Source organism: Acidiphilium acidophilum, from assembly GCF_033842475.1.
Classification (GTDB): domain Bacteria; phylum Pseudomonadota; class Alphaproteobacteria; order Acetobacterales; family Acetobacteraceae; genus Acidiphilium; species Acidiphilium acidophilum.
The window spans coordinates 149,925-171,513 of the sequence record NZ_JAWXYB010000001.1 but is presented as its reverse complement, the minus strand read 5'-3'; the positions used below and the strand labels follow the sequence as shown (position 1 = coordinate 171,513).

18 protein-coding genes and 1 pseudogene are annotated in these 21,589 nt (G+C 61.7%); 9 read left to right on the top strand and 10 right to left on the bottom strand.

Annotated elements, in window-relative coordinates; translation table 11 throughout:
- Positions 1-9: 9 nt before the first annotated feature.
- Positions 10-393 carry a LexA family protein gene (locus SIL87_RS00865; protein ID WP_286839626.1) on the bottom strand — a complete coding sequence of 128 codons (384 nt, stop codon included), beginning with the start codon at positions 391-393 and terminating at the stop codon, positions 10-12.
- Between the two features lie 185 nt (positions 394-578).
- On the opposite strand from SIL87_RS00865, the gene SIL87_RS00860 reads away from it, so the two are divergent.
- Positions 579-848 carry an HU family DNA-binding protein gene (locus SIL87_RS00860; RefSeq protein WP_319612434.1) on the top strand — a complete coding sequence of 90 codons (270 nt, stop codon included), beginning with the start codon at positions 579-581 and terminating at the stop codon, positions 846-848.
- Between the two features lie 308 nt (positions 849-1,156).
- Here the strand turns inward: SIL87_RS00860 and SIL87_RS00855 are convergent, their stop codons facing one another.
- From SIL87_RS00855 to SIL87_RS00845, 3 genes are read right to left on the bottom strand one after another with little or no spacing between them, the layout of a single operon-like run.
- Positions 1,157-1,840, bottom strand: coding sequence for a PP2C family protein-serine/threonine phosphatase (locus SIL87_RS00855; protein ID WP_319612420.1), 684 nt, complete (start codon positions 1,838-1,840; stop codon positions 1,157-1,159).
- 28 nt (positions 1,841-1,868) lie between these two features.
- Positions 1,869-3,329, bottom strand: coding sequence for a hypothetical protein (locus SIL87_RS00850; protein WP_319612419.1), 1,461 nt, complete (start codon positions 3,327-3,329; stop codon positions 1,869-1,871).
- Positions 3,326-6,769 (bottom strand): AAA domain-containing protein, encoded by a 3,444-nt coding sequence (locus SIL87_RS00845; RefSeq protein WP_319612418.1) that lies wholly within the window; start codon positions 6,767-6,769, stop codon positions 3,326-3,328. Before SIL87_RS00845 ends, SIL87_RS00850 begins: the two co-directional genes overlap by 4 nt.
- 127 nt (positions 6,770-6,896) lie before the next feature.
- Here SIL87_RS00845 and SIL87_RS00840 point away from each other — a divergent pair, with 127 nt between their 5' ends.
- Positions 6,897-7,280 (top strand): hypothetical protein, encoded by a 384-nt coding sequence (locus SIL87_RS00840; RefSeq protein WP_319612417.1) that lies wholly within the window; start codon positions 6,897-6,899, stop codon positions 7,278-7,280.
- A 404-nt stretch (positions 7,281-7,684) separates the two neighbouring features.
- On the opposite strand, the gene SIL87_RS00835 is transcribed toward SIL87_RS00840, so the two are convergent.
- From SIL87_RS00835 to SIL87_RS00825, 3 genes are all read right to left on the bottom strand, one after another.
- On the bottom strand, positions 7,685-8,203 hold the full coding sequence (locus tag SIL87_RS00835; RefSeq protein ID WP_288006366.1) for a GNAT family N-acetyltransferase: 519 nt from the start codon (positions 8,201-8,203) through the stop codon (positions 7,685-7,687).
- Between the two features lie 180 nt (positions 8,204-8,383).
- A complete protein-coding gene (locus SIL87_RS00830) occupies positions 8,384-8,809 on the bottom strand; it encodes a type II toxin-antitoxin system VapC family toxin (protein WP_288006369.1) in 426 nt (141 codons plus the stop codon).
- Positions 8,806-9,057, bottom strand: a complete 252-nt coding sequence (locus SIL87_RS00825) for a FitA-like ribbon-helix-helix domain-containing protein (protein ID WP_288006372.1) — start codon at positions 9,055-9,057, stop codon at positions 8,806-8,808. Before SIL87_RS00825 ends, SIL87_RS00830 begins: the two co-directional genes overlap by 4 nt.
- A gap of 489 nt (positions 9,058-9,546) precedes the next feature.
- On the opposite strand from SIL87_RS00825, the pseudogene SIL87_RS00820 reads away from it, so the two are divergent.
- Positions 9,547-9,807 (top strand): annotated as a pseudogene (locus SIL87_RS00820) (HU family DNA-binding protein); the annotation flags it as partial.
- 54 nt (positions 9,808-9,861) lie between these two features.
- On the opposite strand, the gene SIL87_RS00815 reads toward SIL87_RS00820, so the two are convergent.
- Positions 9,862-10,572, bottom strand: a complete 711-nt coding sequence (locus SIL87_RS00815; protein ID WP_319612435.1) for a HEAT repeat domain-containing protein — start codon at positions 10,570-10,572, stop codon at positions 9,862-9,864.
- A gap of 554 nt (positions 10,573-11,126) precedes the next feature.
- On the opposite strand from SIL87_RS00815, the gene SIL87_RS00810 reads away from it, so the two are divergent.
- The 3 genes from SIL87_RS00810 (at position 11,127) to SIL87_RS00800 (ending at position 14,382) form a co-directional block, all read left to right on the top strand.
- Complete coding sequence (locus tag SIL87_RS00810) at positions 11,127-12,224, top strand: ISAs1 family transposase (RefSeq protein WP_319612416.1); 1,098 nt, start codon at positions 11,127-11,129, stop codon at positions 12,222-12,224.
- A 33-nt stretch (positions 12,225-12,257) separates the two neighbouring features.
- On the top strand, positions 12,258-12,563 hold the full coding sequence (locus SIL87_RS00805) for a WGR domain-containing protein (RefSeq protein WP_288006380.1): 306 nt from the start codon (positions 12,258-12,260) through the stop codon (positions 12,561-12,563).
- A gap of 748 nt (positions 12,564-13,311) precedes the next feature.
- The gene (locus SIL87_RS00800) at positions 13,312-14,382 is read left to right on the top strand and encodes a replication initiation protein (RefSeq protein WP_319612415.1); all 1,071 of its coding nucleotides are present in this window, start codon (positions 13,312-13,314) and stop codon (positions 14,380-14,382) included.
- Positions 14,383-15,720: 1,338 nt separating this feature from the next.
- Here SIL87_RS00800 and SIL87_RS00795 read toward each other — a convergent pair.
- A complete protein-coding gene (locus tag SIL87_RS00795) occupies positions 15,721-16,359 on the bottom strand; it encodes a ParA family protein (protein ID WP_286705200.1) in 639 nt (212 codons plus the stop codon).
- 2,153 nt (positions 16,360-18,512) lie between these two features.
- Entirely contained in the window at positions 18,513-18,746 is a 234-nt protein-coding gene (locus tag SIL87_RS00790) for a helix-turn-helix domain-containing protein (protein ID WP_286705201.1), read from the bottom strand.
- Between the two features lie 151 nt (positions 18,747-18,897).
- Between SIL87_RS00790 and SIL87_RS00785 the strand changes: the two genes are divergently transcribed.
- The 3 genes from SIL87_RS00785 to SIL87_RS00775 are packed head-to-tail and all read left to right on the top strand — an operon-like array spanning position 18,898 to position 21,505.
- Positions 18,898-19,932: a tyrosine-type recombinase/integrase gene (locus SIL87_RS00785; RefSeq protein WP_265638672.1), complete on the top strand. Its 1,035-nt coding sequence runs from the start codon at positions 18,898-18,900 to the stop codon at positions 19,930-19,932.
- Positions 19,932-20,645, top strand: a complete 714-nt coding sequence (locus SIL87_RS00780) for a hypothetical protein (protein WP_265638670.1) — start codon at positions 19,932-19,934, stop codon at positions 20,643-20,645. The genes SIL87_RS00785 and SIL87_RS00780 overlap by 1 nt, the downstream gene beginning before the upstream one ends.
- An 8-nt stretch (positions 20,646-20,653) precedes the next feature.
- Complete coding sequence (locus SIL87_RS00775) at positions 20,654-21,505, top strand: segregation and condensation protein A (protein ID WP_286840636.1); 852 nt, start codon at positions 20,654-20,656, stop codon at positions 21,503-21,505.
- Positions 21,506-21,589 lie beyond the last annotated feature (84 nt).

The window sequence follows — 21,589 nt, the reverse complement described above, 5'->3', positions numbered from 1 at the left end:
CTGCGATGATCAGACGCTGGTCCGCACCAGGCCGCTCACGATCGCCCAGATTTCGGCATCGTCGGGGACCACCTGACCAACATCACCCAGCCGCCCCGGCCGCAGCCACCATTCACCGCCGCGATAGGCCAATTGCGCCACCAAAACCTCGCCATGAACCATGACGATCGCGACTTTGCCGTGCGCCGGCGGGGCAGCCGCATCCGCGATCAGGATGTCACCCGGCAGAATGCCCCGCTCGATCAGGGCCTCACCGGAAACCCGCACCGGATAGCGGTTGGCGCGGCGCAGATCCAGGATTTCAGCCAGATCGATCGGACCTTCCAGGCTATCAGCGGCCGGCGACGCGAACCCGGTTGTGTTCCCCCCGTTATAACTACCTGCCAAACTCATTCGTAGCTCCTCGATCCACGGACGCGAACATATGTGGAACATCGAAGGCAAGCAAGGGGCTGATCATCAGGCGAATGGGCTGGCGTATGAGCGTTAATCCCCCTGGTCGAATTGGCATATTGATGATTTCTGGTAGGAGGATGCCCGCCGATGGGCAGCGGCAAAGACAACGAGGGGAATATAGGGTGACGAAGGCATTTATCGCAGAAACCATTCAGCAATCTACTGAGATCACCGCTGTAGCGGCGCACAAGGTTGCGGGCACATTGGTCGATGCCATCGTGGCGGAGATGAAAAAGAGCGGCAAATTCACGCTGCCGGGTTTCGGGACCTTCACGGTGCGAAAGACCAAGGCACGGAAAGGCGTCGATCCGCGTCTCGGCACCCCGATCAAAATCAAGGCCGGCAAAACCGTCAGGTTCAAGGCGTCACCGACGTTGAAGAAAAAAATGTGATCTGGGTCAGAAACCGTGCGCAGCGCCGATCATTTTGCCAGGATCGCGGGACCGCGTAATCGTCAACGAGAAGGCGATCCCGGGGAATACTGAGCTTCCGCTAATGGCGGGAGTTGGCCGATTGCTGACAGTCCGGTTTGGAGCTGAAAATGAGATAAGCTGCTGTTGGCAGCCAGGGACGCACCGACGGGTGACGACCAGAGCCGGTCGTTTAACCCTGTCCCGGCGAACGTCTGGTTCTGACGAACGCTGCCGTTTGATGACTTGGCGGCGGGAGAAGCCGGGCGTGTCGGCGTGCGATCTCCGCCTCAAAACTCTGTGACGACCACCGTCACATTGTCGCGCCCGCCCGCCTCGACGGCGGCGTTAGCCAGTGCCGCTGCGGGGTTTGCAATTCCGGCAAGGAGACCCGCAACGATCTCCGCCTCTCCGAGCATGTCGGTCAGCCCGTCGGTGCAGACGAGCAGAACGTCGCCGGCGACGGGTTCGACCGAAACGACATGAGGATCCAGCGCCAGCGGCACGGAGGTCCCGCCCAGCGACTGGGTGAGCGCGTGGCTGCGTCCCGCCGCGCGGCGCGGCATCGTGTCGTCGACGCTCAGGAGGCTCAGCCCGCCGTCACGCGCGAGGTAGACGCGACTGTCGCCGACGTTGAAGACGCTGACCGCGCCGCCGGCGCGGCGGAAACCCGCCACTGTCGTCCCCATGGCCCTGCGACCCGGCGCCTCGTCCATCGCCGAGAACACAGCCCAATTCGCCTCGGCGATCGCCGAGCGCATGTCGGAAGCGCCGTCCCGATCGAAATGGCGGCAGAGCGCGTCGAGCGCGACCGAGCTCGCCACGTCACCCGAGCCGTGGCCGCCCATGCCATCGGCGACCAGAACCCAGGGACGGGTGCTCGGCAGGGACCCGGACCAGTTCCCGTCGGGCGCGTCGCCGGCGATCCCGCCGACGCGCCAGCCATCCTCGTTGGCGGTACGTACGAGGCCCACGCGCGTGGCCGCCCACACCCGAGGACCTTCAGCCACGCTTCCTCGCCGTCGCGCTGCGCTCCGCGAGCGCCCTGATCTGCTCGACCAGCCTCGGCTTGCGCGCTACGTAGCCAGTGACGCGGGAGAAGCCTGACCGCCGCACTACGTCTCCGAAGAACGGCCGCGTCGAGATGACGGCGAGGCGGTCGTCCTGGACGAGGAAATGGAACTCGCCGCGCGCCGCCTGCTCAAGCCGGAGCCGACCGGCATTGGCGCGCTTCGTGAGCTCAGAGAGCGGGTCGTAATGGTCTCCGCCGCGCGGCTCGACCTGCGGTGCCAGGAACGACGTGAACCGCTGCTTCACACCGTCGGAGATGAGCCGGTCGATTTCCCGGAGGACGTATCCGTTCAGCCTCGTCGGCTGCATCCCAGCACTCGTCACCAGCAGCTCCCGGTTGGCCTGCTTGAGCGCCTCGAACAGCAGATCGTCCTGCTCGTAGCACGCCAAGGGCCGCAACGGCATCCTCACCAGCGTGTGGCGCGCAACCGCCAGCCGCTCTTCGGCCGCGGCCAGCGCCCTGGCCGGTCCGGACGAGCGGCCAGCGGACGCAGCCGCGGGGCGGACCGATTGAACCTCGGCGACCGCCGACGCCTCCTCCTGCCGCGCGGCCACCAGCTGCTCGTCGGGGACGCAGTCCCGCACAGTGTCGCGACCGAGCAGCCGGTCCAGACGCCTGCGCGGTTGGTCGCCGGCGACCGTCCTGACGAAGCCCATCTTCTTCGGACCGCCGTGCCACGCGAAGGCGCGCTCGTGGGATTCGGACAGCTTGCCGCCGATCGCGAACGCCACCTGGATCTCCTCGCCCTTCAGGGGCGCGAACACGAGCGCGACCGCGTCGCGGAAGACGTTGTTCCGGCGCAGCACCTTCCTGAGCCCCAGAACGGTCCGGTTGAAGTCGTCACCGCCCTCCCGCCTGATCGCCCGGCTCACCTCGGGGATCGACAGCTTGTCGACAGAGGGCGGCTCCGCCGGATACGGCCTGATCTCCACCGCGCCCGCTGACTTGAGCTCCGAAGCGCGCACCACGTTCTCGCCGGCCAGCCTGATCGGGGTCCGCCGGATGCCGTCGTAGTCAACGACAAGTGTCTCCTCGCGGATGACCTCAATCAGCTCCTGCGCCAGCCGCTCCTCGCCTAACTCGGTCAGGCGGAAGACGTCGAGGCCATCGGGCGAGGCTATCCGGCTCGCGGTCCCCTCAGTCACGAGGACGTTCATCGCGCCCTCGACGACGTCCCGATTGAGGCCGAGCATCCGCGCGATGTCCTCCTCGCGCGTCTCGCCCAGCGCCAGGCAGCGCATGGTGAACTCCTGGATGGTGGGGATCGCACGCTGGCTCGTCGTGAACGCCTCGAGCGTGAGCCGGAAGACCGGAAGCCCGACCTCTGCGTAGTCGACCAGCTCGAAGCCGTCCCGGAACTGGTTGGCCCGCGCCACATCCTCGGGGGTCATCGGGCGATCTCCAGCGTGACGCAGGTGTCCTCGTGGGCATCCATGAAGTCGATCACGGGGCGGAAGGGATTGGCCCCGCGCGCCATCCGGCAGAACATCTGGTCGCCGACGATCGCCAGCGCGGTCTTGCCGCGCGAGAGCGCCACGTTCAGCCGCGGCCGCTCCTTGAGGAAGCCCAGCACCGCGCGCGGGTTCGAACGGACGACCGAGTAGATGCAGACGTCCGCTTGCCTACCCTGAAACGCATCGACGCTGTTGCACTCGACGTCGAGGTCGGCCCACTCGGCGACCCCCTGCGAGATCATCTCGCGCAAGGCGCGGACCTGCGCGGTGTAGCCCGCGATCACCGCGACGGAGATGCGGCGCTTCTTCGCCTTCCCGACGAACTGGAGCCGCAGGAGAAGGTCGCGGACGGCGGCGACCTCGGCCGGGTTCCAGAAAGTGTCGCCCTCTCGGCGCTCCTCGCGGTTCGGCAGCAGGTGCGTGGAATGCCAAGTCACGGGCGCAGCCAGCGCGAGGTCGAGGTTGAGTCCATGGTCCGTGACTGGGCTCTCGAGCAGCCCGCCGTAGAAGCACCTGCTGACCAGCTCGCCGATCGGACGGATCATGCGGTACTGGTGGGCGAGGCGGTCGCGATTCTCGCGCGGCAGCCCGTCGCGCTCGTCCAGCAGCCGGTCCAGCAGCGTCGCGCGGATCTCTCGGTCGTCGAACGCCTTGAGGAGGTCCTCGCCGAGGTTGTCGAAGAAGGGCGGCAGCTGCCTCGGATCGCCGACGACGATCCAGCGACGGCTGCGCGCCATCGGGATCAGCATCTCCGTCGCGGTGGCCTTCGACGCCTCGTCCACGATGCAGAGGTCGTATTCGACGTCCTCCATCCCGCGCACGCCGGCGACGCCGACGCAGGTCCCTGCGATCACCTGTGCGGCCGAGAGCATGGCGGCGTTGAAATCGGGCGACCTGCCGATGCGGAGCTGCCACTCCTCCAGCAGGGAAAGGCGCGCCCGGCAGGCCTGGACGAGCTCATCGCCGGCCAGAAAGTGAGCGGCCCACTCGACGAGGTCCGCAGGGTCCTCCGTCGTCGCGAGTCCGGCCGCGTATTCGCTCATCGTCGACATCTCGGTCCGCAGAAGCGCCATGTCGGAGTCGAGCTTCTTCAGCTCCCGCCTGAGTTCGGCGATGTCGGTGTCGAGCTGGGTCGCCTCCTCGCCGACCTCGTCCGGATCGACACCGTCGGCGCGTTCCGACAACTCGGCCTCGACCTCCTGCTTCTCCTCGGTCAGCTCGGCGATCTCGGACTCTATGGCGTCCCGCCTGCCGAGCATCCCCAGCAGCCGCTCCACCTTCATGCCGACCGCTACGGTGGCGCGATCGACGCCCTTCTCGGCCGCCCAGCGAGCCATGTCCGCCTCGGCCGCTGCGCGGACCTGCCGGATCCACTCCTCGACGCGCAGCTCCAGCAGCAGCGCCCGGCTCGACTCCGCGACACGCGCATCGTCGGTCCGTCCGATGCGGATGATGTCCACGGAACCGTCGAGCTCGACGATGCGCTCGATCACATTGTCGAGCGCGATGTGTGTCTGCGACGAGAGCAGGATGCGGTGGCCGGGGTTGCGACGCAGCCACTGCACGATGATCTCGCCGATCAGCTTTGTCTTGCCGGTACCCGGCGGACCCTCGACCGCCAGTATGTCCCGGACGCCGAGCGCCTTTCGCAGGATGCGGGTCTTCTCGTCGTCGAAGTGCTTGTCCGTTGGGACGACGTCGTCGACCGGAATGGGGGCCGTCGCGGACGAGGGATCGAGGATAATCGGCTTGAGTCGGTCGCCGACGGCGCGGTCGAACACGACGGCGTCGAGGGCTCTCGTCTGGTTGGTCAGCGCGCGCTGCGCCGCGGCCGTGTTGATCGAGATCTCGCCGCGGCGGGGCAGCCTGCCGGGATCGCCGAAGACGACCTCCATCGTCAGCATGTTGAACGACACAGCGGTGATCGTGCCCGTCACGCGCCCGCCCTGGTATGAGACCACGCGCTCCTGACCGACCACGTCGTCCGGCTGCGCGATCTCGGTCGTGAAGACGATGAGGTCGCCCGCGAACGATCGGTCGACGTATTGGATCGCGCTGCTGCGCTTCGCCTCGAGGTCAGCCCGGTCCCTAAGATATGACCGCCAGACCCTGAAGATCCGCCCCGAGGCGCGCGCGGCGCGCTCCTCGGCGACACGTTCCGCGAGCGTCCGGGCCTCGGCGAGTGCGAGGGCCAGCTGCTGCCCGGCGCGTTCCGCGTCCGACGGACGTCCGAACCGGACCGCGACGGGCCTCACCAGGGCGGCCTCGCGCAGATCTGACGCCAGGCCCGCGCCGATCTCGCTCGCTTGCGTTACGTGGACGAGTTCGCCGTTTCGTCCCGCCACGATGGCGTCGAACCGCCAGGTCGGGCCGATGAGCTCCAGCCGGTCGCGCTCCGCCTCGACGGGCGTGCCTGGGATGACGCCGCACACCTCGCCGAGCTCGTCCTGGACGAAGCGCTCGATCAGGACGTCGTCGTCGGCGTCGAAGCGCCGCTGCAGGGCGATGCGCGTGCGCGGGTTCAACTGGATGAAGAGTTCGAGCACCGGCTCGCGGCCGATCTGCTCGCGCAGCATGCCCTGCTCGAGGCGCTGCTTGAGCAGAGACGCCAGGGGCGGGCGGCGGGTCGGGTCGGCGTCGAGGCATGCGAGCAGGACCGCGCGCACCGCCTCCGGCAGCACCGCCTCCTGCACGCCGACCGCGAGGTCCGCATCGCTCATAAAGACGCGACCTGTCACGCAGGAGAGGGCAACCGCCGCGAACGCATAGGAGTCGCGCGTGAGGACATGGGCCTGCTCCGGCGCGGCCGGTGCATAGCCCGGTGTTCGGTCGAACCGGAAAGTGTGCCCGGCCACCGGGGCCCACGAACCGCCGTCGTCGAGCAGCTTGGCGATCCCGTAGTCTGCGAGCTTCGCCACGCCGCGATCGGTGACCAGGATGTTGCGCGGCTTTATGTCCCGGTGGGCAATCGGCTCCGTCCTGTTCTGCGCGAAGCATATCGCGTCCAGCAGGGGCTCGCCGTAGGTGTCCCAGAACTGCGTCCAGGACATTGGGCCGTCCGCAAGGATGACGTCCTCAAGGTTGCACTCGATCCACTCGAGCACGAGGAACCAGTGGCCCTCGTCGTCGCGATCGATCTCGATCAATTGGACGATGTTTGGGTGGGTCAGCGCCTGGAGCGACCCGGCCTCGCGCTCGAAGCCCGCCCGCCCGCGCGCGTCATCGGGCCCGAAGCGGACGCGCTTGATCGCGACCATGGCGCCAGCCTGGCGATCGAAGGCCTGCGTGACACTTGCCTGGGCGCCCTTACGGACCGTCTCCGTCAGGAGATAGCGACCCTTCAGCATCTCGGGAGGCGAGGCGGCGGCTCCGCTCACGCCGGAAACCCGAAGCGGTCCACTGACGCCGCCGGCGTCAGCACGCACTCGCTCGCGTAAATGCCGGTGCAGTGTTCGAGCCGGGCGCAAGAACCCAGCAAATACATGTTTATCAAAGCAAGCTCCCATGTTTATCAAAGCAAGCCCCCATGTCATGATGCATCGTTCATCCGGCTCGGGCAACCGGGATATGCACCGATCCGGTGCATTCGCCGGGCGGCGTCGCCTGGCGACCGGCCCCTCGTCCGACTCGAAATACGAGGAGGCGGGGTTCGCCAGCGGGACCAACGCGACCGGCTCCAAGCCGAAGGCCGGCATCACCGCGAGCAGCATCGAGAATATCGCTGAGGCGACGCCGGCGGGCGCCGCCCGCACACATGACAGACGGGTCGCCGCGGACGACCTGCTCGGTGAATCAGACCTGTTGCTCCGCCGCAGCGATCGCTACGTCGCGGCCTACATCAAGTCCGGCTACGACGAGGAGGGCGGAGAGGACGACGGCAGGCAGTAGGCCATTACACAATCCAGATCGCACTCTACATGGGCATGCTTAAGCGCCCTGGGCTGTCCGCCGACCGTTTCCCGAAAATCTAGGGTGTTCGGAGCGACCCCGTCATTCACGACTTCCACGCGACCCCGGGCTGAGGACGTTTGGCTGCTCTTCAAAGTAGCGAAACCGTCAGCTGCCAGTCCGCGACCGTCCCATGGTCCGTCGCGACGCACGCCGCGCGGACAAGCGCTGGACGTCGGCTTCTGACAAGAGCTGACGCTGAACCTGCGGCATGGGAATGACGGTTTTGTCCCAGACCTGGACTTTAGCGCGACCGCCCGGATGGTCCGCTATCAGGATCTGGGCTTGAAGCCGGCTATGGCGGACATGAGCGCAAAGCGGCTGTTCGACCGCAGCATAGGCATTCAGCCAAGCTGGCGCCACATCAGCACTTCATCAGCATATCCCACCGCCGTTTTCAGTGCCCTCGGCTCCATGCCGTATGGCTGAAATTCACATTTCTGATAGAGGGCCAGCGCCGCATCATTGCCCTGCACCACCGTCAGCGTCAGCTGATCAACAACGTCCCGCGCATACTCGACAACGGCCGCAACCAGCGCGGCTCCGATCCCCTGGCCGCGCGCTTGCCGCCGGACATACACTCCCCAGACGACCCCTTTGTGCTGATGTTTCAGGCCCGTTTCCTGTTTGAACCCAGCCATTCCAATAATCTGCCCACCGGCAAACGCCCCAAATATTGTCGATGTCGCAAGCCGCGCGGTGAATTCCGCAAGGGGCCGATCCCGCTCCACCTCATACACCGAGCCAAACGAGTCCGGAGCGCCGGCTAAGGCGGCCAGACGAATGGTGCGGTAGTCTTCGACATCGCTGACTTCGAGGCGGCGGACTTCGAAAAGTTCGGTCTTCTGATCAACCTCGAACATAGACCACCTTTATCTTGAGCGGAGGCGATGGCAAAGGTAGAGAAATCAATCCCCTGGATTGGTTAGCACTCGAACCGGTTTCTTGTAGCTGTGGCAATATCGAAATGGCTGCCGCGCGGAGTTGTCCCAACGGAACCTTCCGGGATGGCTCATATTGCCCGGGAACGGTGGGTGAGGCGCTCAAGAGAGAAAATCCCAGGGATTGATCACAGTCAAACCTGCGGCTTCGAAGGGGCTGGTATCGCGCGTCGCCACAAGGAACCCATGCTGGGCCGCCGTGGCGGCAATATACCCATCAGCAACGCCGATCGCTTTTCCAGCCCCCCTCGCCCGCGCCATCAATTCGGCATAGACCGCCGAAATCGGCAAATCGAAGGCCATCACTCGCCCTTCGAAGAGGGGCAGTACCTCTCCCTCCAGGCGATCGTGCAATACTTGTCGACGCCTGCCGACCGCCAGGGACGCGATGCCGAACCGCAGTTCTGCAATCGTGATAGCCGACAGATACAGCGTCTCGATCGCCTGAGAGTCGATCCATGCGAGGACGCGCGTAGCCGGCTCTGGCTTCCACGGCTCGGAAACGACATTCGTATCGAGAAGGATCATTCAAAATCCATTGGACTGGCGGCGGTTTTGTCGCGGTTGTGCAGAGCCGCCACCTCTTGTTCCGACAGCCCCGCCTCGCGGCCAATGGCATTGAGAAGCGAACCAAGCTTGACCCTCCCCTCCGGACGGACCGCCGATTCCAAAATATCGCGGATTTCAGCTTCGGTACTGCGACCGTGCTGTAGTGCGCGCGTTCGCAAAGCGCGATGCGTTTCCTCTGAGATGTTGCGGATGGTAACTGCGGGCATTTTATCCAATCCAGCCGTCTTGAAAACGATGATATCATCGTAGTATAAATGATATCGATCAGCAAGTCCGATCTGTTCCCTCGGCTGATTGGCGTGGGGTCGCAAACGGCAAAGTCACCTGCTCGTGGCAGTGAGCAGGTGATGATCATTGCCGATTGGCCCATTCGCGCTCAGCCGAAATCACACCTTGGTACGCTCCGCAAGAGCCAGCGCGTCCTTCACGACATGCCCAAATATCTCGCGGTCATCTCGATTTTGGTGTGGCCCAGCAAGAGCTGCAGGCTCGGAGATTGCCGTGAAGCGCTCAGCCTCGGCGGCCATGCGCGCAAGGTATGCGGGGCATAATTGTTGTCTACGCGGACCAACTCACACCGGATGATGAACGTCGGCGCGCGGCGGAGGGCGGAGGGCGGCGAGGAAGCTCCCGTTCTTGAAACACTTAACCGTGTTTAACACGACGCAGTGCGAGGGGCTGCCAGCCACATAACGATGCCGGCGCCACCGGTCGAAACCGGTCTCGTTCTGCCGCAGGTTACCGACGTCGTAGCTGATTGCATTGCAGACGATCTATTTGAAGCGATCGTCGGCATCCTGCCACAGACCGGAAAATCCATCTTGCCCGGCGTCGTCACGTTCACTGTGGACGAGACCAAGGCCTGCGATGGGATCAATCCGCGCACGGCAGAACCGATCAAGATCAAGGCCGGCAAGGCTGTCCGTTTCAAGTCGTCCCCGCCTTGCAAACCCGCGTGTGATCGCCGGCAAACGCACAAGGAAGCGTGTCGTGTGTCGCCGTCTGTTCGATCAGCGCTCGTCCGTGACGACCATCGGGTGATCGGGGTCGATGCGACGAAGCAACGTGGTGGCCAGGCGGTGATCACTGGCGGCCAGAGCGCGGATAACCAGGTGGCGCAGATCGGGCCACACATCGGCAACGCGTCCCAATGCCACGAAACATTCATCGGAACCCACCGTCACCAACGCTTCGATGACCTCATTCGTCGGCTCTTGCATCACGAGCCCGACAAGGGAAGGCACGGCCTCGCATCGTCCCGCAACACCGAGGGCGATCGCGGCATCACGGGCGACGTCGTGATTAAGATCTTCGAGCAATTCGATCAGGCGTGGAATCGCCGCGGGCCAAAAGCGCGCACATCGACAGGCGCTGGCGCGCAGATCGGGTTCGCGCGCGTTCAGCGCATCATGCACGATGGTCGGTGGCACCCGTACCCTGAGCCTCGCGGCCGCCTTCAGGGCCAATGACAGACCCGGCTCCGCAACGACATGATCATTGATCAATCGTTGCACCGTTGCGGCTGCCTCGGGGCCACCGATCGCGGCCAATCCCGCCAAGGCCACGGTTTGCTCGCGAACCGGATGGGTCATCCCGAACCCTTTGAACCGCCGGCACAACGCATCGAGCGCCGGAACGGCCCCGGCGATCTGACGGCGGACGGCCTCATCCACGAAGGCTGAACAATCCACCGATCCCACGAGCGGCAGTTTCTCCAGCAACAGTCTGTCATCGACCGTTCGCGGATCGATTGGCTCTGAGCCCGGCGGCGCCGTCGCTGCGCGCACCGGTGCCTCCCAGCCACCTCCGCCGAATAGGTCGCCCTGTCCAGGCAAGGCTGATCCCGGCAAGCCTATCTCATCCTTTGGTTGGCTGAGGCATGACCCTTAATAATCAAACGGTCCACGGAATTCCACCGCTTTCTGATGGCGGCGCGCAACGATCGGCCTCGGCGCGGATCCAGTATCCTTCCGTCACTCAGGCAACCCCAAAATGCGGCCGCTGACAGTGTCGCCCTGCAGGGCCTTCACACAGTTCGTGAACCCCGTCATGCGCTCCACCGGCCATTCAGCTGCCAACCTCACGAGTGTCGACCATATTATCTGAATCGGGGGATTCTCATCAGATTCCACACCGCCTAGACTCACACCATCATGATCGAAACCCCTGCCATGCAGGGGAATCGCACTTGAAATTTTCAGAATAAGGGGGGCTTGCGTGACTGAGCGGGAGCGATTCTACCGACGGCGTGTGAAACACTTCAGGGGAGGACACGTTGGAGGAATTTGCTGCGTGCTGGCAGGGTTTGGAAGATCCGCGGACCAGTAATGCCGCTTTGCACAACTTCCATGAGCTTTTGATGATAGCCTTGTGCACGGTTCTGTGCGGTGGCCAATGCGCTGTCGACATGGCGCTGTTTGCCCGCGCGAAAGAGTCGTTTCTGCGGGGGTTTCTGAAGCTTGAGAACGGACTACCCAGCCATGACACGTTCAGCCGGCTATTTCGTCAGATCGATCCGGAGCAGTTCAGCGCTGCGTTTCAGCGGTTCATGGCTCGATTTTCCAAGACGATCGAGGGTGTTGTGGCGATCGATGGGAAAGTCCTTCGTCGATCTTTCGATCATGCCCGCGGCAAATCGGCGTTGCATATGGTCAGCGCTTGGGGTTGCGAACAGCGTCTCGTGCTGGCGCAGATCGCCACAGACGTCAAATCCAATGAAATCACCGCAGTGCCGAAACTGTTGAAGTTGCTATCATTGAAAGGCACGATCGTGACAACCGATGCGTTGAACTGCCAGCGTGCGATCGCGCAACAAATCGTCGATCAAGGAGGTGATTACGTTCTCGCGCTGAAGGGGAACCAAGGCAACTTGCATGGTGATGTCTCCATGTTTCTCAACGGCGTGCCGTGCGACGAAACCAATACGACGCGCACAGTCGATGCTGATCATGGTCGTATCGAGACCCGCACCGCAACCGTTTCAGACGATATCGCCTGGTTGCAGGAGGGACACCGATGGCCGGGTCTTGCCGCCATCGGCAAAATTGTCCGTATGCGCGAAACCTCCACCAAAACCACGACTGAGACCGCCTACTACCTGCTCAGCACTGTGCTCTCCAGCGAACGCTTCAATGAGGTTGTCCGGTCACATTGGGGCATTGAAAACCGGCTCCATTGGAGGCTCGATGTCGTCATGAACGAGGATCAGGATCGAAGCAGATTGGGCAATAGCCCAAATAATCTCGCAGTCCTGCGACATATGGCCCTGAACGTCATGCAAAAAGAGAACGCCACCAGGGGCTCCCTGCGCGGCAAATTCAAACGGGCCGGATGGGATGATGCCTACCTCACCAGCCTCCTACAACTATTCTGAAGTGCGATTGCCCTGCCTGCCATGGCTGGCGTCATGCTCGAATTGCGCGCCTGCGCTCCGGAAAAGAACCGGTTCCGCAGTTGGCGGATCGAAATCGATCGCGATCTGTTTGGCCTACTCAATGCAAGGATCACGTTCGGCCGGATCGGCACAACAGGACGAACCCGGCGATGGGATTTCCCGACCGACGCAGAGGCGGCCCGCTTCCTGCGCGCCAAACTGCGCCGCCGGGCCAGCGGGACGCGACGACGCGGCGCCGTCTATCGCGTGATCGACGCCAGCGCGACCGCGATGCCTTTCATCGAGACCCTCCTATCGGTAGATAGATCTCCGGAATGAGCGACATCATGAACCCTATGCCGAAGCCCGATCTGTGGCAGGCCTATCGCTACCCGTGGCCGTTCGCCCAGGACCTTGCTTCTATGGAAGCCGATCGACCCTTTCACTCCGGGAACGGCCGAGCCTGCTTGCCCCACACCCATGACGCAGCGCACACATTGCTGCCACGTCAGGCTTCTTCATTGTGCTCAACGTCGCGATGCCAGCGACGAAGCAGAATCGCTCGAAGCTGACCGCTACTTTTTCCCAAGCATCTTCTACAATTCCAGGCAGTGTTGCCGCTTCGGGCGTGGTATCCTTCATCGCTCTGCCTTTCTCCTTGGATTCGATACTCGAGCCTTCAAACTCAGGCTACGCAACGCCGCTCCTCTCAATTCAACAGCGGACGCGCCGTCCCCTTCGGGGGGGGGCTGACGTTGCTACCCTGGCGGAGACGCATCGAGGCTAACACCTAACTATCTGAGCGATCGTACGTTCTATTGTTCTTTTAGATTCGAAGGTTCAGAGACGAATGGATTTAGGAAATATGTGAAGTATTTTCAAAAACGGCTACCGATTACGAGTTAAAACCTACCGGTTACGTTTTGAATGACTACCTTGCACGAGCTCAAAAGCTACATCTTGCGAGCAGGAGCAACCTATTGCGAGTGAAAAGCTACTTATTACGAGCCATATCTTCGATCACGGATTTGGCGGCAGAAAAAAGCCACTTGAAAAGCTACCCGGTTGCTGACAGGGTAGTTTTGAGATGACCCGAGTCCCCACCATCCAAGCTATCACAGACCGCTCAGCTCGATCGAATGATCTTGTAGGTGCGGGTGAAGTGCTTGATATGCAATTTGATACGACCAGGAAGGGACTATCCCTTCGGGCAGCTAAGCTTCTGCATCTCCTTATCAAAGAAGCGGGGAGCAAGGCGGTTGATGATGTGGAGCACCGAGTACCCGTTGCTGCCCTGAATACCTCGATGCATCTTACGCTCGATGAGTTTATCTCTACGGTTAAAGAATTGATGTTTGTCCAGCTTGGCCTTCGCGCCCTCAATGAAAGGACGGGCTTGCCGGAGCTCTATTTTGACCCTCTTATTCACTCAGTCAGCCGTACCGACTCGGAAGAGGATTCCGCGATGGTTGGTTATCGGCTTTCAAATACTTTGCGGCGAGTAATGAAAGACTCGGTCCATTGGGCCATCCTTTCCCGCCAAGCTGTAATGGCATTCGAAAGTCGTTATGCATTGCGTCTTTACGAACTGGTTTCGCTGCGAATCAACTTGACACGCAGCACGGAAAAATTTTCGATCGATAGTTTGCGCGAAAAACTCGGCGTTCCGGCGGGTAAGCTTATGAAGTGGGATGCGTTCAACCGCAAGGCCCTCGGCCCAGCGATAGCCGAGGTCAACCAGCTATCCGGCTTTACCGTATCCGCATTGCCCTACAAATCCGGACGGTCCGTTGCGGGGGTAACGCTGACTTGGGGGATTGCGCCTACGCCAGAGAGGGTGAAAGTTCAACGAGAGCTTGAGTCGAGCCGGGTTGGCCGTGCTGTGCGCCGGGATCAAGGTTCAGACAAAGTGGTCGATCTTCTTTCTATGCCACCCCAAAACGGTGAAACTTCATATTTCCCGCGCCAAGGTAGCATCATTTACTCCAAATGGGCTGAAGTAGCTCGAAATAGTTTACCACAGCAAGACCGACCAGACGTTGATCTTGTTGCGGAACGCTTCCGTGATTTTTGTTCTCGGAAAGCGATCTTATTGAGTAGCTCAAAGATCGAAACTATTTTCACATCATTCTGTAAATCGTGGCGCCCGGAGGACTAGCTTGTGATAGCACGTTCGGCAACCTATTGTACTGGTCAAATGCTCCTTCTACTGGATAGACCCCTTGGTTTGTAAGCAAAAGCAACCGTAGACGCTTCCGCATTGCGGGCCGTTTTTGGCTACACTGAAGCTGGAACGTTAAGGGTTCGGATATCGCATTCTGCTAGCCTCGTTTGTTGCTCCGCCGCAGCCAGGACCCACCTACGACCTCAGTTGCGAATTAGGGAGAGCCAATCGATGCAAGACGGTGGCCCCTCCCCTCCCCTCCCCTACCTTGTAAAAACTACTTCTCGCGACTCGGCTACGACATCGTCAACAAGCAGGTGCTATCACGTGGTGGCGCTTGGTCCGGACGCTCTGATACAGCGAGAAACTACTTTCTACGAATCGGATTTATTCGACCGCCTCGTCCTGACAATTAAACCGTAAAAACAGGAGGTTAATGTTATTTTGCGGACCATTGCCTCTTTGAAAAACTACCTTCTGCGAGCGTCCTGTGGCAACGACGCTCGATGATTCAACTGCGACTTTTTGCGAGTGTAAGAGCTACCAGTTGCGAGCGTTTATATCGCTTAAATGCGCACAAAAAAGTAATAAGATCAGGGCCTTCTGACAAAAACTACTGATCGCGACTTAACCCTGCCCCGTGCTTCTGCGACTAAAGTTGCTCGCAAAAGGTAGTTTTCCCCTTGCGTGCCACATATGACCTTCCGGCTCCCTGCGGGCGTCATTGCCTACGCATTTGCTGCTCAGCTGGAGTCGGTTTCAACCTGACGCTCGTAATTGGTAGCTTTTAGCCCAAGCGCCGCGGAGAAGCGACCGATTGCGAGACCAGCAGCAGGTGCCTAAGCCGCCCTCGTTCCGTTAGGATTCACGCGACCGCTACTGTTTCAACGTTCCATTGGAATTGTCATTCATTGGACGGACACTATATCCCACGCTTGGCGAACCACTCATCGAGTGCTTCAATTACCATCTCCTGGATGGAGCGCCGTTTCAGCCGACCTGGGCCCGGCCTCCCGGCGTCCGCCAACCGAAGATAGCGGTTTTCATCCAGCTTGACTGTGGTTGCGACCGTCTGCCCCGATGACGTAGAAATCGGTCGGAACATCTCTGGGGTTGGGGGCCGCGGCTGCGTTTCCGATTTCCGGGATGCCGAAACGACGGAGCGAGGGTCAGTAATATCTACTTCACGCACAGGATCGGGTTCGAAGAGCCTTGCCCCCTTCCCTTCCTTCTCATCCTCACCGTAGGTTAAGGCGGCCGGATTATCCAAGGCGATTGGCTTCGCGCCGCCCTTCCTAGGAATAGGGAACGCGCTTAAGTCAGGCCCCTTACTCATGCCGCCTCCTTCACGTACTTCCGTAGCCGCGTTATAACGTACTTCCATAGTTCCGCAATCTCATGTGCAGAGTTACTATTCAGGTCGAGTTCGGTAACGGTCCTACCGTCAATTCCTGATGTAGGAAATGCCACCGAATGATGAATCGTGGCCGTTGCGACGGTTCCACTTTGAGAAAGCGCGATGGCCGCCTGTCCTGTGATCCGCGCATTTTTGGTTGCTCCGTTGATCACGAACACCATAGGCTTCTTGGCCTCGTCGACGATGTCAATCGTTCGCCCGACCGCGTCTAGATCGTCCGGTGACGGTCTAGTGGGAATAAGAACTAGATCGGCAAGAGCAACCACTGCCCGGATCAGGCCAGTGGCCTGAGGCGGCGTATCAATGATGACTAGTTTGAATCCGCCGATTCGCGCCTGTTCAATATGGTCGGGTAGGTCCTCCAGCCGACTCGCAAAAAACACCGGCGAGTCTGCTTGGCGGCGATTCCACCATCCGGCCAAGCCGCCCTGAGGGTCGGCATCGATTAGAACGACCGGTCCCTCGCCCGCGCGCTCGGCTTCCACTGCGAGATGACGCGACAGAGTGGTCTTTCCCGCCCCACCTTTTTGCGAAGCCAAAACAAGCACATGCATAACGGTTTTCCATATTTAGTCTCTGACTTAGTGTCATACTGCCAAAAGCACCGGGAGGAAAGGACCATGCACGCATGGATAGGCGGGAGCACGGCCAGCCTTGCGACCATGCGTACGCCAGTGCGGTAGTACGTAAGCGCGTACGTGCGGCATAGTGGTCTCGGTGATTCTCTGCCAGTTGATTTTCATATGAGGTCCGCACTCGTGACGCAGACACGAGCGTATGTAACTGCGTACGTACGTACAAGGCCACGTCCTGCCCCCCCCCGCGAGGCACGCATCGGGTGGAGCGGCAATAGTAAAGGCAAATGGATACTTTTTAGCGCGCTATAGACCTGCTCTCCGATAACGTCGCGGGGGGATAGCCTAATCACGAACGGCCCTAACCTGCACTGTTCCCTGATGCCAAAGATCAAAGTATGCGGATCTACGTTTAACCGTACGCACGGAGGACGGCAATGGGCAAGCGCACAACCGTACGGCCAGAGGCACAAATATGGCGCGACAGCGACATGGGTCCCCACGCTCTCACAGGTTGCTGATGGCCTGGCACGGCGGCACCCTCGCATGGCCTGTTGCGCCCTTACGCAGAACGCACGGGCAAATGGCAGTGCGGGCGGGCATGCGGACCGACGTACGTACGCAAGGGCGGCCGTAGGTTAAAGCGAAGCGGCGGGCGAGAAGGGATATTATCATGCCGCTTACGTTTTTAGCGGAAGTCAGTCAGCACATACGGGCCGGTGGCGATAAATACGTGGGTCCGTACGCACGTAGAGCCGGACGTGCCATCTTGCGGGTGATGCAGCATTGGCCTTCCCGTCTAGTATGCCTGAAACCGGGGCGACGGATGGGTTTGCGTACGTACGCGCTTAAAACAGGCGGCAAAACGATAGGTAAGGACAAACGTACGTACGGACAAAAGCCCGCTAAGCTTTGGAGCGGTGCGTACGTACGCACGGCCAAACGTGCCCACGCCAATGAGAGCAGCACACATCTGGGCGCCGCAGGGTTTGCGAGCGGCATAGTTCGCCCATCTATCTGACCGTTCTAGCCGCAAACGGCAGATTGCTGCTGCTACGGATGCTACCTCCCCGATAAAGCCATCCATACCTGCCATCAAGTGCCGAACTCCGTATATGCGTACGCACGTACAGCGATACGGCCACAAATATGGCGTAATGCCATGTGTTTAACCATGGAGCGACGCACCGGGCGGCGAAAGTACAAGACAAGCGGCAGAGGACTGCACGGCAAGATTAGCGGTGCCCACGTACCTACGGGCCCACGTGCCCACCTGCAAAAGGAAGTGCGACCGGCATGGTTTGCGCGTGTGTCTGACGGCTGTGGTTGCAAAAGGGCACGAGGGCATTCTCATGGCCCGTCCGATGGAACATATAGTTGGAATCCAAAAATTATTGCTCTGCAAATAAATGTTTGGATGCCAGCAGGGGAAAGGATGCGGAACCACAACAAAGCCAAACATCCCTCGTAGGCAGATCGAAAACTTCTATCGGAATAATGCGTGTCAACGCTCTCGCTGCAGTCCGCGCAGACCAAAAACTACGGAATTGCATCAAGCAAGTGTCCTTCGGGCAGATTGCCGAAGACCAGATACTCGTTTGGCGTTGCGTAGGCTTGCTGCTAACCGGTACGCCTCGGCCGAGGCAAACGGCGGCATCCATCCAGCTGGTCAATGCCCGGCACTTCAGGTTGTGCCCGCGAGATTCCGCCGCATTAATCCCTCCCTCATCGCTGGATGCCGCGCGATGAGGGTAATGCTCTGCGTGCTGAGCAGGTTGGTGGCCAGCCGCATGGCCGGGTACTGCGCGGCGACTGCCAATGCACAGCGGTGTGCCGGAACAGCGGACCGCCGATTACAGCCGCTGAAGACTGACAGCGAGCAAGGGCGCGAGCTCGGCAGACGTCGCTATCGCCATAGGGAAGGGGGGCAGTCACCTACTGGGTAAGTCCGGTCGCGCGAGCCAGCGCCCGGAGTCGTATTCAAGTTGGGTGGCGTCTTCCAGCATGCGAATGTGTAAACTCGTTCAAAGGCGCTTCTGGCAGTAGGTCGCTCTAGCCGTCCGCACGGCCCTTGTTCGTGTTCTTGATAGCTAGCACCAGCCAACACCGAGGTTTCGGACTAGGGGCCCTTATCAGGGCCTTGCGACGGCAGTGGTGAGTTCATCGTACAGGATCGTGAGTGTCTCGACCGAGAGCTCCTGCAGCGCGAGGGCCAGCATCGTGGCCCAGCGTGGCACGGCAGCCCGGTCGCGGCACCATTTGTTGACCTGGCGGGGGCTGACGCCGCTGAGGCGGGCAAAGCCGGCCTGGCTGACGTCGGCCTGCCTCAAGAGGGCGGTAAACGCTGAGCCTGAAATCGCTTCCATCGATTTATCATAGAAGCCAGTTCTATTATGAATGCAAGCTGGTGGCTTGCTTTTTGTGGCAGGGCCGACCTACACGCGATAATCACTATTATCGCGCGTAGTGGAATTATTTGGGTTGCTATCGGTCAGGCGTCGGCCTATCGGTCGAATCATGGTCGATCAACCTCCCGAATCGGGTCGCGCTCTCGACGGTGAGATCCTGACCGATCCCGCGGAAAACCAAGGCACGGCGGTCGCGCCGGCCCTGACGCCGGCTGGGCAGGCCGCCCTCGCACAGGCGCAGGCGTTCGCGCGCCAGGCGGTCTCGCCCGCGACCCTGCGCGCCTACAAAGCGGACTGGACCCATTATGCTGCATGGTGCGATCGCACCGGCTTTGTCCCGGTACCGGCAACCCCGGCCGTGGTGGGCGCTTATCTCTCCAGCCTTGCGGTTTCTCACGCGCCGACCACGATCCGCCGGCGCCTGGCGGCGATCGGCACAATGCACCGGTTTAATGATCTGCCGTGGAATCCGGCCCATGGTGATATCCAGCATCCGCTGCGTGGCGCCCTCCGCAACCACGGTCGCGCGGTGCAGAAGGCGGCGGCATTGACGCTACCGATGCTGCGCCAGCTGGTCGCCACCTGCGATCGCACCGCGCGCGGCCGGCGCGATCGCGCCTTGCTGCTGATCGGCTTTGCCGCGGCGCTGCGTCGCTCGGAACTGGTGGCGCTGCAGGTCGATGATGTCGCCGAGGACGCGCGTGGGCTGCGGCTCCGCATCCGGCGCGGCAAGACCGATCAGGCAGGGGAGGGGGCTGAGATCGGCGTGCCGCGTGGCCGCCATGTCGAGACCTGCCCAGTCCGGGCGTTCCAGGACTGGATGGAGATCGCCACCCGCAAATCAGGACCTTTATTCCGCCGGATCAGTACCGGCGACACCATTGGGGATGTCGGGATGCATCCCGATGCGGTGCGGCGGATCCTGGCGTATCGCGCCGAAATGGCCGGGCTGGTGATCGAGGGGTTCGATCGCTTGAGCGCCCACGCGCTGCGCGTCGGATTTATCACCGAGGCCTACGCCAAGGGGGTGCGTGACGAGGATATCATGCGCCACACGCGTCACCGCACCCAGAGCGTGATGCGCGGCTACGTCCAGCGCGCCGGTCTGGTCAGTGACAGCCCGGCCGGCATGCTTGATCTCTGATGGCGCTCCGGTTTCCGTGGGAGACCGAGCCTGATTCGCCTGAACCGGTAACCCCGCCGGCGCGACATCCTCTGCCGCCCCCGCTGCCGAAACCGCGGGGGCGTCGGCCGTCTGGCCCATCCCGATCGGATGCGCCGCAGACCGCACCGCCCACTTCGATCTGGCGGTATCACCACCTCACGATCAAAGGCCCATCGGCCGAGCTCGAAACATTTGCATCGGCCGCGCGGGGCCCCGGGATCATCCCCTGGGAGATCAATGGCGCGGCGATCGAGGAGGATATTTTTATCCGCGCGGTGAGCCACACTGGCGGGCAGCGGAGTCTTTCGGTCGCGGGCTGCCGAATTCTCGCCCGTCAGTTCCGCGAGCGGATCGAGGCCCGCGAGGCCAGGGCACGAGACCGGATCGGGGTCAGGCGCGCGTGCCCGTTCGATCTGCAGGTCCTGGTCCCGATCCCGCTGGCAATCTTGACGCTCGGGCATGATCATCCGACCGCGCTGGCCTGGTTGTCCCGCCATTGGGGGATCAGCGATCTGCCGCGGCAGGTGATTGTGCGCCCCGACGCGGGGCCGGGGCGACGGCAGAAAGTTGGACATGGCGTTCTCAGCTACGGGTTCTTCACGGCGGAGACCTCCCCGCGGCCAGCACTCATCGCCATTGCCGAGGCCTGGCCGGGTCTGAAATTCCAGCTGCTGCCGATCGCGACGGATTGATCGCCGCTATGGATGGGGCATCCGGCATAGTGGACGGGGCAGGGGAGGGGGGATCGCCGCATCTTACGCTGGATGGGTTTGACGGATCGCTGGCCCTGCTCCTGGCCCAGGCACGGGCCCATCAGATTGATCTGTCGACGTTGCGTTTACCTGAGCTGATCGACCAATTGGCTGACCGGTTGGAGCGGGCGAGGGCGACAATCCCGCTGGGCCATCAGGCGGATTGGGTGGTGATGGCGTCGTGGATTCTGCTGTTGCGGTCTGACCTGCTGTTGCCAAGGGATGCGCCGGCGCAACAGGCGGCGGAACGACGTGCGTCAGATCTGCGGGACCGTTTGGTTGCGTTGCAGGAGATCCAGGCGCTGGGCGCCTGGCTGGAGCAGCGGCCGCAGTTGGGACGGGACGTTTTTGCCCGTGGCCGATCTGAGGCGATCGGAAGCGTGATCGGCGGTTCGATCGAGGTCGATATGATCGCCTTCCTCTGGGCGTGTCTGGAGCAGTTCGATGATCCCGCCGACGCCGTCGATACAAGGCCAATCTATCGGCTGCCGGCTCTGGACCTGTATGATATTCCGGAAGCCCGGGACCGGATACTCCGACTGTTGGCCGAAAGCGGAGAGGGGCTCAGCCTCGATCAGTTGTTGCCGGGCCCCAACCAGCAGACCGCTCAACCGCCAACGGAGACCCGGTTGCGTCTGCGCTCGGCGTGGTCGAGTACGTTCGTCGCCAGCCTGGAGCTTGCCAAGCAAGGCGATGTCGCGCTGGCGCAGGCGGAAAACTTCGATCCCATCATCGTCAGCGTCGGCTCCAGCGACCAACCTCTGCCGCATATTTCTGCGATGCCTTCCGCCTCTCCATAGCCCCATCCTCTCAAGAATTTGAGCCTCTCGGAACACCCGGTGCGGTTCACCCCCTCAGAGTCGACCCGAATCACACGAATTGAG

What these genes read in the sequence shown, in the direction of transcription:
- SIL87_RS00865 (WP_286839626.1), bottom strand. Translation starts at nt 393, where the DNA reads ATGAGTTTGGCAGGTAGTTATAACGGGGGGAACACAACCGGGTTCGCG.
- SIL87_RS00850 (WP_319612419.1), bottom strand. Translation starts at nt 3,329, where the DNA reads ATGACCCCCGAGGATGTGGCGCGGGCCAACCAGTTCCGGGACGGCTTC.
- SIL87_RS00840 (WP_319612417.1), top strand. Translation starts at nt 6,897, where the DNA reads ATGTTTATCAAAGCAAGCCCCCATGTCATGATGCATCGTTCATCCGGC.
- SIL87_RS00835 (WP_288006366.1), bottom strand. Translation starts at nt 8,203, where the DNA reads ATGTTCGAGGTTGATCAGAAGACCGAACTTTTCGAAGTCCGCCGCCTC.
- SIL87_RS00830 (WP_288006369.1), bottom strand. Translation starts at nt 8,809, where the DNA reads ATGATCCTTCTCGATACGAATGTCGTTTCCGAGCCGTGGAAGCCAGAG.
- SIL87_RS00825 (WP_288006372.1), bottom strand. Translation starts at nt 9,057, where the DNA reads ATGCCCGCAGTTACCATCCGCAACATCTCAGAGGAAACGCATCGCGCT.
- SIL87_RS00805 (WP_288006380.1), top strand. Translation starts at nt 12,258, where the DNA reads ATGCTCGAATTGCGCGCCTGCGCTCCGGAAAAGAACCGGTTCCGCAGT.
- SIL87_RS00800 (WP_319612415.1), top strand. Translation starts at nt 13,312, where the DNA reads ATGACCCGAGTCCCCACCATCCAAGCTATCACAGACCGCTCAGCTCGA.
- SIL87_RS00795 (WP_286705200.1), bottom strand. Translation starts at nt 16,359, where the DNA reads ATGCATGTGCTTGTTTTGGCTTCGCAAAAAGGTGGGGCGGGAAAGACC.
- SIL87_RS00790 (WP_286705201.1), bottom strand. Translation starts at nt 18,746, where the DNA reads ATGGAAGCGATTTCAGGCTCAGCGTTTACCGCCCTCTTGAGGCAGGCC.
- SIL87_RS00785 (WP_265638672.1), top strand. Translation starts at nt 18,898, where the DNA reads ATGGTCGATCAACCTCCCGAATCGGGTCGCGCTCTCGACGGTGAGATC.
- SIL87_RS00780 (WP_265638670.1), top strand. Translation starts at nt 19,932, where the DNA reads ATGGCGCTCCGGTTTCCGTGGGAGACCGAGCCTGATTCGCCTGAACCG.
- SIL87_RS00775 (WP_286840636.1), top strand. Translation starts at nt 20,654, where the DNA reads ATGGATGGGGCATCCGGCATAGTGGACGGGGCAGGGGAGGGGGGATCG.